Source organism: Kitasatospora sp. LaBMicrA B282 (genome assembly GCF_050325825.1).
Classification (GTDB): Bacteria; Actinomycetota; Actinomycetes; order Streptomycetales; family Streptomycetaceae; genus Kitasatospora.
Genome location: NZ_JBNQTI010000212.1, coordinates 1 through 12,211, shown reverse-complemented (window position 1 = coordinate 12,211; position 12,211 = coordinate 1). Strand labels below are relative to the sequence as shown.

General features: G+C 73.3%; 11 protein-coding genes and 1 rRNA gene. 9 read left to right on the top strand and 3 right to left on the bottom strand.

The window, feature by feature from the left end:
• The 7 genes from rrf to ACQRUO_RS35240 form a co-directional block, all read left to right on the top strand.
• Positions 1-72, top strand: a 5S ribosomal RNA gene (gene rrf, locus ACQRUO_RS35270); the annotation flags it as partial.
• 83 nt (positions 73-155) lie between these two features.
• Positions 156-758 (top strand): dihydrofolate reductase family protein, encoded by a 603-nt coding sequence (locus tag ACQRUO_RS35265; protein ID WP_428320241.1) that lies wholly within the window; start codon positions 156-158, stop codon positions 756-758.
• Between the two features lie 178 nt (positions 759-936).
• Entirely contained in the window at positions 937-1,602 is a 666-nt protein-coding gene (locus ACQRUO_RS35260; RefSeq protein WP_428320243.1) for an ABC transporter ATP-binding protein, read from the top strand.
• A gap of 194 nt (positions 1,603-1,796) precedes the next feature.
• Positions 1,797-4,469: an ATP-binding protein gene (locus ACQRUO_RS35255; protein ID WP_428320240.1), complete on the top strand. Its 2,673-nt coding sequence runs from the start codon at positions 1,797-1,799 to the stop codon at positions 4,467-4,469.
• Positions 4,466-5,146: a response regulator gene (locus ACQRUO_RS35250; protein WP_428320239.1), complete on the top strand. Its 681-nt coding sequence runs from the start codon at positions 4,466-4,468 to the stop codon at positions 5,144-5,146. Before ACQRUO_RS35255 ends, ACQRUO_RS35250 begins: the two co-directional genes overlap by 4 nt.
• A gap of 96 nt (positions 5,147-5,242) precedes the next feature.
• On the top strand, positions 5,243-5,650 hold the full coding sequence (locus ACQRUO_RS35245; RefSeq protein WP_428320238.1) for an OB-fold nucleic acid binding domain-containing protein: 408 nt from the start codon (positions 5,243-5,245) through the stop codon (positions 5,648-5,650).
• The gene (locus tag ACQRUO_RS35240) at positions 5,647-6,408 is read left to right on the top strand and encodes a DUF3159 domain-containing protein (RefSeq protein ID WP_428320237.1); all 762 of its coding nucleotides are present in this window, start codon (positions 5,647-5,649) and stop codon (positions 6,406-6,408) included. Before ACQRUO_RS35245 ends, ACQRUO_RS35240 begins: the two co-directional genes overlap by 4 nt.
• Positions 6,409-6,430: 22 nt before the next feature.
• Here the strand turns inward: ACQRUO_RS35240 and ACQRUO_RS35235 are convergent, their stop codons facing one another.
• Together ACQRUO_RS35235 and ACQRUO_RS35230 are read right to left on the bottom strand one after the other, a co-directional pair.
• Positions 6,431-7,084, bottom strand: coding sequence for a potassium channel family protein (locus ACQRUO_RS35235; RefSeq protein WP_428320236.1), 654 nt, complete (start codon positions 7,082-7,084; stop codon positions 6,431-6,433).
• Complete coding sequence (locus ACQRUO_RS35230; protein WP_428320235.1) at positions 7,084-7,749, bottom strand: potassium channel family protein; 666 nt, start codon at positions 7,747-7,749, stop codon at positions 7,084-7,086. Before ACQRUO_RS35230 ends, ACQRUO_RS35235 begins: the two co-directional genes overlap by 1 nt.
• 242 nt (positions 7,750-7,991) lie before the next feature.
• On the opposite strand from ACQRUO_RS35230, the gene ACQRUO_RS35225 reads away from it, so the two are divergent.
• Both ACQRUO_RS35225 and ACQRUO_RS35220 read left to right on the top strand, forming a co-directional pair.
• Positions 7,992-10,103, top strand: coding sequence for an APC family permease (locus tag ACQRUO_RS35225; RefSeq protein WP_428320234.1), 2,112 nt, complete (start codon positions 7,992-7,994; stop codon positions 10,101-10,103).
• A 431-nt stretch (positions 10,104-10,534) separates the two neighbouring features.
• A complete protein-coding gene (locus ACQRUO_RS35220) occupies positions 10,535-11,854 on the top strand; it encodes a class I SAM-dependent RNA methyltransferase (RefSeq protein ID WP_428320242.1) in 1,320 nt (439 codons plus the stop codon).
• Here ACQRUO_RS35220 and ACQRUO_RS35215 read toward each other — a convergent pair.
• A partial coding sequence (locus ACQRUO_RS35215; protein WP_428320233.1) for a CbiX/SirB N-terminal domain-containing protein occupies positions 11,788-12,211 on the bottom strand: 424 nt, incomplete at its 5' end. The genes ACQRUO_RS35220 and ACQRUO_RS35215 overlap by 67 nt on opposite strands.

Sequence of the window (12,211 nt, the reverse complement as noted above, 5' to 3'; positions counted from 1 at the left end):
CCGGAAGCTAAGCCTCACAGCGCCGATGGTACTGCAGGGGGGACCCTGTGGGAGAGTAGGACGCCGCCGAACAATTCTTCAGAAGAAGCCCCCGACCGATCCGGTCGGGGGCTTCTTCGCGTTCACGGGGAACCGAACGGGGAAGGAGGTCCCACATGCGCAGACTGACTTACTACATCGCGGCCACCCTGGACGGCTACATCGCCGGGCCGGGCGGCGAATACGACTTCTTCCCCTTCGAGGGTGGCGTCCGGGAGGCGATCCTGGCCGAGTACCCGGAGACCATGCCGGCGCACGCCCGCGGGCCGCTCGGCGTCGCGGACGCCCCGAACCGACACTTCGACACCGTGCTGATGGGACGCGGTACCTATGAACCAGGACTGCAGTTCGGTGTCGACAGCCCCTACCCGCACCTGCGCCAGTACGTGGTGTCGAGCACCTTGGCCAAGGCCGGCCCGGGGGTCGACGTGGTGGCCGAGGACCCGGTCGGGTTGGTCCGCTCGCTCAAGCAGGAGGCGGGGCTGGGGATCTGGCTGGCCGGCGGCGGCAAGCTGGCGGGTGCCCTGCGCGAGGAGATCGACGTACTGATCATCAAACGGAGCCCGATCGTGCTGGGTTCGGGCATCCCGCTCTTCGACGGACCGTTCGCGCCGACCGGGTTCACCGAGACCGTCAGCCACAGCTTCGCCGAGGGCGTGGTGATCAGCACCTTCACCCGGACCACGCCTGGCGTTAGCGTAAGGCCGACCGCCCACTGAACTGCCCGCCGGTCGTCGGGAACAGGCCCCGACCGGCGGTCCCGGGCGGCCCGGTCGACCAGGGGGGGATGGCACCGTGTCCGAACACGAGCAGCGCAGCAGGACCGGCGGGACGCCGAGCAGCAGCACCGGGACCAGCACCGGCAGCGCCGCCGCGGGTCCCGGCACGCTCGCGCCGATGGTGGAGGTGGGCGACGTCTGGCGGAGCTTCGGTTCCGGTGCCACCCAGGTGCACGCCCTGCGCGGGGTGTCCTTCCGGGCGCACCGCGGAGAGCTGACCGCCCTGCGCGGTCGCTCGGGTTCGGGCAAGACCACGCTGCTCAACCTGGTCGGCGGTCTCGACTCGCCGACCTCGGGGCGGATCACCCTGGACGGTCTCGACCTCGCGGGGCTGGACGAGGCGGGTCGGCTGGCGCTGCGGCGCGACCGGATCGGCTTCGTCTTCCAGTCCTTCGGCCTGATCCCGATCCTGAGCGCGGCCGAGAACGTCGGGGTTCCGATGCGGCTGCGCAAGGTGCCGGTGGCCGAGCGCGAGGAGCGGGTGGCCACCCTGCTCGGCCTGGTCGGACTCGCCGACCAGGCCGAGCAGCGGCCCACCGAGCTGTCCGGCGGCCAGCAGCAGCGGGTGGCGATCGCCCGCGCGCTGGCCAACGAGCCGGCCCTGATCATCGCCGACGAGCCGACCGGCCAGTTGGACTCCGAGACCGGCCGGTCGGTGATGGAACTGCTCCGCGCGGTGGTGCGCAGCGAGGGTGTCACCGCCCTGGTGGCCACCCACGACCCGCAGCTGATGGAACTCGCCGACCGGGTGGTGGAGCTGCGCGACGGCCACATCGTCGAGTGACACCCACGCGTAGGGTTCCGAGGCGTAGACCACGAACCCCATCCCAGCGGGTGGAAGGACTCGTCAAGATGCCGCTAAATCTGCCCTCCCACCAGCCCGATCGAAGGTGAGAGCCCACTCACCCCGTAGTCTCGACTGCGCGAACAGCTGTCCGGGGGTGGTCCCCGGGGTGGGCTCGATCAAGAATGGGACGCATGGCACGCGGAAGGTTGCGGATCTACCTCGGGGCAGCCCCCGGGGTGGGGAAGACGTACGCGATGCTCTGCGAGGCACACCGGCGGCTGGGGCGCGGCACCGATGTGGTGGTGGGCTTCGTCGAGCACCACAACCGGTCGAACACCGCAGAGCTGTTGCACGGCCTGGAGGCCGTGCCGCGCCGGGTGATGTACCACCGGGGCGCGGAGTTCACTGAGCTGGACCTGGACGCCCTGCTGGCCCGCCGGCCGCAGGTCGCCCTGGTCGACGAACTGGCCCACACCAACGTCCCGGGCTGCCGCAACGCCAAGCGGTGGCAGGACGTCGAGGAACTGCTCGCGGCCGGCATCGACGTGATCTCCACCGTCAACATCCAGCACCTGGAGTCGCTGGGCGACGTGGTCGAGGGGATCACCGGGGTCCGCCAGCGCGAGACGGTGCCGGACGAGGTGGTCCGGCGGGCCGATCAGATCGAGCTGGTCGACATGTCCCCGCAGGCGTTGCGCCGCCGGATGGCGCACGGCAACGTCTACGCGCCGGAGAAGATCGACGCCGCGCTCTCCAACTACTTCCGCCCCGGCAACCTGACCGCGCTGCGCGAGCTAGCGCTGCTCTGGACCGCCGACCGGGTGGACGAGTACCTGCAGACCTACCGCGCCGAACAGGGCATAGACAGCACCTGGCAGGCCCGGGAGCGGATCGTGGTCGGCCTGACCGGCGGCCCGGAGGGCGCCACGCTGATCCGCCGGGCGGCCCGGATCGCCGCCAAGGGCTCCGGCAGCGAACTGCTCGCCGTGCACATCTCGCGTTCCGACGGCCTGGCCACCGGCGGCTCCCCGCAGGCACTGATCGAGCAGCGGGCCCTGGTGGAGAGCCTGGGCGGCAGCTTCCACACGGTGCTCGGCGACGATCCGGCGCAGGCGCTGCTGGACTTCGCGCGTGGCGTGAACGCCACCCAGATCGTGCTCGGCTCCAGCCGCCGCAAGGCGTGGCAGTACATCTACGGCCCCGGGGTCGGCTCCACGGTCGCCCGCGACTCCGGCGACATCGACGTGCACATCGTCACCCACGAGCACGTGGCGCACGGGCGGTCCCGGCGCCTGCCGATCCGCAAGATCACCGACCTCGGGCGGCCGCGCGCGATCGGCGGCTGGCTGATCGGCGTGGTCGGTCCGCCGCTGCTCGCGGTGCTGCTGACCCAGCTGAACGACACCGCGCTGCCCACCGACATGCTGCTCTTCTTCTCGGTGACGATCTGTGCGGCGCTGGTCGGCGGCCTGCTGCCGGCGATCGCCTCGGCGCTGGTCGGCTCGACCGCGCTGAACTACTACTTCACGCCGCCGATCCACAAGCTGACCATCTCCGATCCGCAGAACATCCTGGCGGTGGCGATCTTCACCGCGGTGGGCATCGCGGTGGCCACTGTGGTCGACGTGGGCGCCCGGCGCACCCACGAGGCGGCCCGCAGCCAGACCGAGGCGCAGACCCTGAGCGCGCTGGCCGGCACGGTGCTCCGGGCGCCCACCGGCGAGGGGCTGACCGCACTGCTGGAGCAGGTCCGGGAGACCTTCGGGCAGGACGCGGTGGCGCTGCTGGAGCGGGCCGACGAGCGTTCGCCGTGGACCTGCACCGCGTTCAGCGGCGCGAACCCGCCGGCCCGTCCGGACGACGGTGACGTGGACGTCCCGGTGGGTGAGCACCTGGCGCTGGTGCTCTCCGGCCGGGTGCTGCCGGCCGCCGACCGTCGCCTGCTGGGCGCCTTCGCCGCCCAGGCCTCGGTGCTGCTGGAGCGCCGCCGGCTGGCCAAGGAGGCCGCCGCGGCCCGCCGCCAGGCCGAGGGCAACCGGATCCGCACCGCACTGCTGGCCGCGGTCTCGCACGACCTGCGCACCCCGCTGGCCGGGATCAAGGCCAACGTCTCCTCGCTGCGCGCCGAGGACGTCCAGTGGGACGAGGCCGACGAGCAGGAACTGCTCGCGGGCATCGAGGCCGGCGCCGACCGGCTGGACCACCTGATCAACAACCTGCTGGACATGAGCCGGCTGCAGACCGGCACGGTCACCCCGCTGATCCAGGAGGTGGACCTGGACGAGGTGGTGCCGTACGCGCTCGGCGGGGTGCCGCTGGAGTCGGTGCGGCTGGAGATTCCGGAGTACCTGCCGATGGTCCCGGCCGATGCCGGCCTGCTGGAGCGGGCCCTGGCCAACCTGATCGAGAACGCGGTGAAGTACAGCCCGCCGGACGTGAAGGTGCTGGTCAAGGCGGACTCGCTGGAACCGGCCGCGGGTGCGGGCCGGGTCGAGCTGCGGGTGGTGGACCGCGGGCCGGGGGTGCCGGAGGAGGCCAAGGAGCGGATCTTCGCCCCCTTCCAGCGCTACGGCGACGCGCCGCGCGGCGCGGGCGTGGGGCTCGGTCTGGCGGTGGCCCGCGGCTTCGTCGAGTCGATGGGCGGCAGTATCTCGGCCGAGGACACGCCGGGCGGCGGCCTGACCATGGTGGTCTCGCTGCCGGCGGTCGACCGTCCGCCCGGGGCACCGCCCGGTGAACCCGAACAGACCGGTGATCCCGAACGGGCCGGCGGACCCGAACGGGCAGCCGGACCTGAACGAGCCGGCGACCCCGAATCCCTGACCACTGCTTCCCAGGCCCCCCGAAAGGCGGAGCTCGCATGACCCGGGTCCTCGTCGTGGACGACGAACCGCAGATCGTCCGCGCCCTGGTGATCAACCTCAAGGCCCGCAAGTACGAGGTCGACGCGGCGCACGACGGCGCAAGTGCGCTGGAGCTGGCCGCCGCGCGCCATCCCGACGTGGTGGTGCTCGACCTCGGGCTGCCCGACATGGACGGAGTCGAGGTGATCAAGGGTCTGCGCGGCTGGACCCGGGTGCCGATCATCGTGCTCTCCGCCCGGCACGCCTCCGACGAGAAGGTCGAGGCACTGGACGCGGGCGCCGACGACTACGTGACCAAGCCGTTCGGGATGGACGAGCTGCTGGCCCGGATGCGGGCCGCGGTGCGCCGGGCCGAGCCGGTCTCCGGCGAGGACGACTCGCTGGTGACCACCGAGGCCTTCACCGTCGACCTGGCGGCCAAGAAGGTCAACCGGGACGGTACGGACGTCCGGCTGACGCCGACCGAGTGGCACCTGCTGGAGGTGCTGGTGCGCAACGCGGGCCGCCTGGTCAGCCAGACGCAGCTGCTGCAGGAGGTGTGGGGCCCGGCCTACCGCACCGAGACCAACTACCTGCGGGTCTACCTGGCCCAGCTGCGCCGCAAGCTGGAGCGCGACCCCTCGCACCCGCGCCACTTCATCACCGAGGCCGGCATGGGCTACCGCTTCGAGCCCTGAACCGGGCCCCGGAGGCAGGCCGCCCGGGCCCCGGCAGGTGCCCGCGGCTCGTTCGCGGGACCCCGCCGGACGGGGTTGTGCCGGTAGCCTTTCCGCATGAGTGGTAACAGCAGCGAGCAGCCACAGGGCCGGCTGCGCCGGATGTTCAGCCGGCTCACCTCCAGCCCGGAGGAGCTCCAGGCCGAGGAGCTGCGCCAGGACACCGCGGTGTCCGGATGCACGCCGATCGCCGAGGCCGGGGACCGCGAGCTGGTCACGGTCACGGGCACCCTGCGCACCGTGACGCTCCGCCCGCGGGCGGGCGTGCCCGCGCTGGAGGCCGAGCTCTTCGACGGGACGGACGCGCTGGACGTGGTCTGGCTCGGCCGCCGCTCGATCGCCGGCATAGAGCCGGGCCGCCGGCTGACCGCCAGCGGCCGGATCAGCCACGCACGCGGGCGCCGCGTGCTCTTCAACCCGCGCTACGAGCTGCGTCCGGTCGGACAGGGGAGCGAACACCAGTGACCAATCCGCCCGGCGGCGACCACGCCGCCCCGCACGCACTGATCACTGAGCACCGAACCGGATTCACCGAGGGTCGCGACGACCATCCGGGCGAGACCGCGGAGCAGGCCGCCGCCCGGGAGGAGGCCGCCCGCAAGGAGGCGGCCGACTCGATCATCCAGGCCTTCGGCGGCGTCCGCGGCATGATCGACATGACCCTGCCCGGCCTGGTCTTCATCGTCACCTTCAACCTGACCCACCAGGTGTCCACCGCGGCCTGGGCCGCGCTCGGGCTGAGCGCGGTCTTCGTGGTGCTCCGGCTGCTGCGCCGGGAGACCATCCAGCACGCCTTCAGCGGCGTCTTCGGGGTGGCCATCGGCGCCTACATCTCGATGAAGACCGGCAAGGCGGAGAACTTCTACCTGCCCGGCCTGCTCTGGAACGTCGGCTACTGCCTGGCGCTGGCCGTCTCGGCCCTGGTCCGCTGGCCGCTGATCGGGCTCACCCTCGGTCCGGTGACCGGGGAGATGTTCACCTGGCGGACCCAGAACCCGGGCCGGCTGCGGGCCTACACCAAGGCCACCTGGGCCTGGGTGGTGATCATGGGCATCAAGCCGCTGATCCTCTTCCCGCTCTACTTCACCGGCAACGTCAACCTGCTGGGCTGGCTCAAGGTCGCGCTCGGCATCCCGCCGATGCTGCTGGCGATGTACGTGACCTGGCGGATCCTGCTCACCGCGCCGGCACCGATCAAGGCCGAGGAACCCACCGAGGAGTGACCCGCGGCGGTCGTCGGTGCGGTCAGGAGAGCAGCTGCTCCAGCTCCTCCTCGCGCTCCTGCGCGGCCACGAAGAGCAGCTCGTCGCCGCCCTCCAGGGTGTCGTCCCGGCTGGGCACCAGCACCCGGCCCTCGCGGATGATGGTCACCAGCGCGGTGTCGGTCGGCCACTGGACGTCCCCGACCCGGGTGCCGACCAGCGCGGTGTCCGCGGCCAGGGTCAGCTCGACCAGGTTGGCGTTGCCCTGGCTGAAGCGCATCAGGCGGACCAGGTCGCCGACGCTCACCGCCTCCTCGACCAGCGCCGACATCAGGCGCGGGGTGGAGACCGCGACGTCCACGCCCCAGGCCTCGGTGAAGAGCCACTCGTTCTTCGGGTTGTTCACCCGGGCGACCACCCGGGGCACCCCGTACTCGGTCTTGGCCAGCAGCGAGACCACCAGGTTGACCTTGTCGTCACCGGTGGCCGCGATCACCACGTGGCAGTGCTGCAGCGCCGCCTCGTCCAGCGAGGTGATCTCGCAGGCGTCGGCCAGCAGCCACTCCGCCATCGGGACCCGCTCCACCGAGATGGCGTTCGGGTTCTTGTCGATCAGCAGGACCTCGTGGCCGTTCTCCAGCAGCTCGCCGGCGATGGACCGCCCGACCGCGCCCGCTCCGGCAATCGCAACCCGCATCAGTGACCCTCCTCCGGGCCCTTGGCGAACACGGCCTCGACCGCCGCCTGATCCGCCCGGCGCAGCATCACCTGCACCAGATCGCCTTCCTGCACCACCATCTGCGGGTTGGGCAGCACGCCCTCGCCGAGCCGGGTGACGAAGGCCACCCGAGCGCCGGAGGCCTCCTCCAGCTCGCTGATCCGCCGGCCCACCCAGGCCGTCGCGAACGCCACCTCGGCCAGCTGCACGGTCCCGCTCGGGTCCTGCCAGAGCGGCTCGGCGCCGCTCGGCAGCAGCCGGCGCAGCATCTGGTCGGCCGTCCACCGCACGGTGGCCACGGTCGGGATGCCCAGGCGCTGGTAGACCTCGGCCCGGCGCGGGTCGTAGATCCGGGCGACCACGTGCTCGACGCCGAAGTTCTCCCGGGCCACCCGGGCCGCGATGATGTTCGAGTTGTCGCCGCTGCTGACCGCGGCGAAGGCGCCCGCCTCCTCGATGCCGGCCTCGCGCAGGGTGTCCTGGTCGAAGCCGATGCCGGTCACCCGGCGACCGCGGAAGCCGGCACCGAGCCGGCGGAAGGCGCTGGGGTCCTGGTCGACGACGGCCACCGAGTGGCTCTGCTTCTCCAGGGCGCGCGCCAGGGCCGAGCCGACGCGTCCGCAACCCATGATGACGATGTGCACGGTGGCTCTACCTCACCCGATCCGTTGGGGCCTTGACCTGCGCAAACACCGCTCATCGTCCTTCCGTGCCCACGTCGCTGGGCGGGTCGGCACCACGCCCCACGACCCGGACGCGGTTCGGCAACCGGAGTGTTGCCCGTAACTTCATCATCCGACACGCTATCCGGTTCATCCGACCGAGACGCGACGAGCGGTTGAGTGATACCCGGGACGAGCGCAAGAGGCCTTTACGATATCTTGACGTGCCGTCCCTGACCGATTTCCCCAAGCGGCTGCTGGTCGGCCGCGCGCTGCGCACCGACCGGCTCGGCGAGACCCTGCTGCCCAAGCGGATCGCGCTGCCGGTCTTCGCCTCCGACGCCCTCTCCTCGGTGGCCTACGCGCCCGAGGAGATCCTGCTCACCCTCTCCGTCGCCGGCACCTCGGCCACCCGCTGGTCCCTCCCGATCGGGCTCGCGGTGGCCGTGGTGATGCTCGCGGTGGTCGCCTCCTACCGGCAGAACGTGCACGCCTACCCGAGCGGCGGCGGGGACTACGAGGTGGCCGGCACCAACCACGGGCCCGCCGCCGGCCTGGTGGTGGCCGCCGCGCTGCTGGTCGACTACGTGCTCACGGTGGCCGTCTCCACCACCTCGGGCGTGGCCAACCTGGTCTCCGCGCTGCCGGCGCTGCACGGCCACGAACTCGCGCTCAGCGTCACCCTGGTGCTGCTGCTGATGGCGATGAACCTGCGCGGGGTGCGCGAGTCCGGCACCGCCTTCGCCGTCCCGACCTACGCCTTCCTGGCCGGGGTGCTCGGCATGCTGCTCTACGGCCTCTTCCGCCACCTGGTGCTCGGCGAGGCGATGCCGGCCGAGAGCGCCGGCTTCCGGCTGCTGCCGGCCGGCGACCCCGTGGCCCCGGCCGGGCCGGCGCTGGCCTTCCTGCTGCTGCGCGCCTTCTCCTCCGGCTGCGCCGCGCTCACCGGCGTGGAGGCGATCAGCAACGGCGTGCCGGCCTTCCGCGCGCCCAAGAGCCGCAACGCCGCCCGCACCCTGCTGCTGATGGGCCTGCTCGGGGTGGTGATGTTCCTCGGCATCGGCTACCTGGCCCGGCTCACCGGCGCCCAGCTGGCCGAGGACCCGGCCCGGCAGCTGCTCGGCGCCCCGGCCGGCTACCACCAGAAGACGGCGCTGACCCAGATCGCCGCCGCGGTGTTCGGCGACTTCCGGCCGGGCTTCTACCTGATCGCCGCGGTCACCGCGCTGATCCTGGTGCTGGCCGCGAACACCGCCTTCAACGGCTTCCCGGTGCTCGGCTCGATCCTCGCCCAGGACCGCCACCTGCCCCGCCAACTGCGCAACCGGGGCGACCGGCTGGCCTACTCCAACGGCATCGTGCTGCTGGCCGCGGCCGCCGTCGGCTGCATCGCGGCCTTCGGCGCGGACCCCAACCGGCTGATCCAGCTCTACATGGTGGGCGTCTTCGTCTCCTTCACCATGAGCCAGTCCGGCATGCTCCGGCACTGGACCCGGCTGCTGCGCACCGAGGCCGACCCCGCCGCGCGGGCCCGGATGCGTCGCTCCCGGGCGGTCAACGCCTTCGGCCTGGCGACCACCGGTGCCGTGCTGCTGGTGGTGCTGGTCACCAAGATCGGCCACGCCTGGCTCGCGCTCGCCGCGATGGGGTTGCTGGTGCTGGTGATGCGGGCGATCCGGCGGCACTACGACCAGGTGGCCGCCGAGCTGGTGCCGCCGGGGCCGGCGGCAGCGGAGCCGGCCGTGGCGGAGCCGGCGGCGCCGGTCCGGGTGCACGCCATCGTGCTGGTCGCCGCGCTGCACCGGCCGGCGCTGCGGGCGCTGGAGTGCGCCCGGCTGGGCGGCGCCGCCCGGCTGGCGGCGGTCACCGTGGACGTGGACCCGGCCGAGACCCGGGCGCTGCGCGAGCAGTGGCGGGTCCGGGAGCCGGCCGAGCCGCTGATCGTGCTGGAGTCGCCGTACCGGGAGATCACCGGACCGGTGCTGGCCTACGTCCGCGAGCAGCGGGCGCGGGCACCGCAGGAGCTGGTCCACGTATACGTCCCGGAGTACCTGGTGCGGCGGTGGTGGGAGCACCTGCTGCACAACCAGAGCGCGCTGCGGCTCAAGGGGCGGCTGCTCTTCCTGCCCGGGGTGCTGGTCACCTCCGTCCCGTTCCAGCTGGGCGGTCCCGGGCGAGGGCGCGGGGCGGGCCGGTGGTGGGGGCCGCCGGGCGTCCGGCGCGGCGCGAGGGCGCCGCGCACGGTACCGTCGGGTTCCGTCGAGCAGCCTGGTCCGGCCGGGGGCCTCGACACCGTGCCCCATCCCGCCGAGCCCAGCAAGGACACCGCTTCGTGACTCGCAACACCCCGCCCCGCTCCTCGGGCAGTTCCGCCGCCGGTCGCTCGGGGGGCCAGGGCCGCAAGGCCGGCCAGGGCAAGTCCGGCCAGGGAAAGTCCGGTCAGTCGGGCAAGTCCGGCCAGCCGGGCAAGGTCGGCCAGGTGGCCCGTGCGCGCTGGGGCAGCAAGCCGTCCCGCCCGGGCGCCACCGACCGCGAGGGCAACACCGCGCAGAGCCTGCCGCCGGTCCCCGCCGAGCGCCGCCCCGAGCCGGCACCGGTCGGCGAGGTGCGCACCGGCAAGCCGGCCACCAAGCCGGCCACCAAGCCGGCCAAGCCGCGCAAGGCCGCCCCGGCGAAGGCTGCCCCGGCGAAGGCCGCTCCGGCGAAGACCGGGCGGGCCGCCCGCCCCGCGGCGCCGGCCGCGCCCAAGGGCCCCGGCGGCGAGCCGCTGGTCGGCGAGCGCTACGAGGTCGAGGTCGGCCCGGTCGCGCACGGCGGCGGGCACTGCGTGGCCCGGCACGAGGGCCGGGTGCTCTTCGTGCGGCACGCGCTGCCCGGCGAGCGGGTGGTGGTCGAGGTCACCGAGGGCACCACCAAGTCCCGCTTCCTGCGCGCCGACGCGGTCGAGGTGCTGGAGCCGTCCAAGGACCGGATCGAGGCGCCGTGCCCGTTCGCCGGCCCCGGCAAGTGCGGCGGCTGCGACTGGCAGCACGTCACCCCGGGCGGCCAGCGCAAGCTCAAGGCCCAGGTGCTGACCGAGCAGCTGGCCAAGCTGGCCGAGCTCACCCCGGCTGAGGCCGGCTGGGACGGCAGCGTCGAGCCGGTCGGCGGCAAGCTGCCGGCCGGCGAGGTGCCGGCCTGGCGCTCCCGGGTGCAGTACACCGTGGACGAGGAGAGCGGCCGGGTCGGGCTGCGCAAGCACCGTTCGCACGAGGTGCAGCTGATCGACCGCTGCCTGATCGCCGCCGAGGGGGTCACCGAGCTCGGGGTCGAGGCGCGGGACTGGACCGGGCTGGCCGCGGTGGAGGCGATCGCGGCGAGCGGATCGTCGGACCGTCAGCTGATCCTCCGTCCGCTGCCCGGCGAGCAGCTGCCGCTGGTCGAGCTGGACAAGCCGGCCTCGCTGGCCCGGGTCGACGAGCAGGAGCTCTTCCACCGGGTGCACGGGCGCACCTTCGTGCGCGAGCGGGCGGCCGGGCGGACCTGGCGGGTCAGCAACGGCGGCTTCTGGCAGATCCACCCCGAGGCCCCGGAGACCCTGGTCCACGCGGTGCTGGACGGCCTCGACCCGCAGTGGGGCGAGAACGCGCTGGACCTGTACTGCGGGGTCGGCCTGTTCGCCGGCGCGCTGGCCGACCGGGTCGGCGAGGACGGCGCGGTGCTCGGCATCGAGTCGGCCAAGCAGGCGGTGCTGGACGCCCGGCACAACCTGGCCGCGCTGGAGAACGTCCGGATCGAGTGCGACAAGGTGGAGACCCTGCTGCCGCGCACCGGGATCACCAGCACCGACCTGATCGTGCTCGACCCGCCGCGGGCCGGCGCCGGCCGCGAGACCGTGGGCCACCTGGTCGGCCTGGGCGCCCGCCGGATCGCCTACGTCGCCTGCGACCCGGCCGCGCTCGCCCGCGACCTGGCGTTTTTCCGGGACGGCGGCTACCGCCCGGTCTCGCTGCGGGCCTTCGACCTGTTCCCGATGACCCATCACTTCGAGTGCGTGGCGATCCTCGAACCGGTGGCCGGCCGGCCCTCGGAGAACGCCTGGTCGTAGCGCTCGAGCACCAGCTCGGCCACCGCCGGGTGGGCGCCGAGCGGGGCACCGACCAGGTCCGCGCCGCTGCGCCGGGCCCGGTCGGCGAAGAAGCCCGGCGCCAGCAGGTAGCCGGCCACCGCGACCCGGCGGTGGCCGGCCGCGCGCAGCTCCTCGACCGCCCGGTCCGGGGCGGGGGAGCCGGCGCACAGGTAGCTCGGGGTCACCGGGCGGCGCAGCCGGGCGCCGAGCAGGGCGGCCATCCGCACGGTGTCGGCGTTGGCCCCCGGGTCCCGGGAGCCGGCCGCGGCCAGCACCACCGGCTCGTCGCCGCGGGCGCCCGCCTCGGCCAGCCGGTCGGCCAGCGCGGCGGCCAGC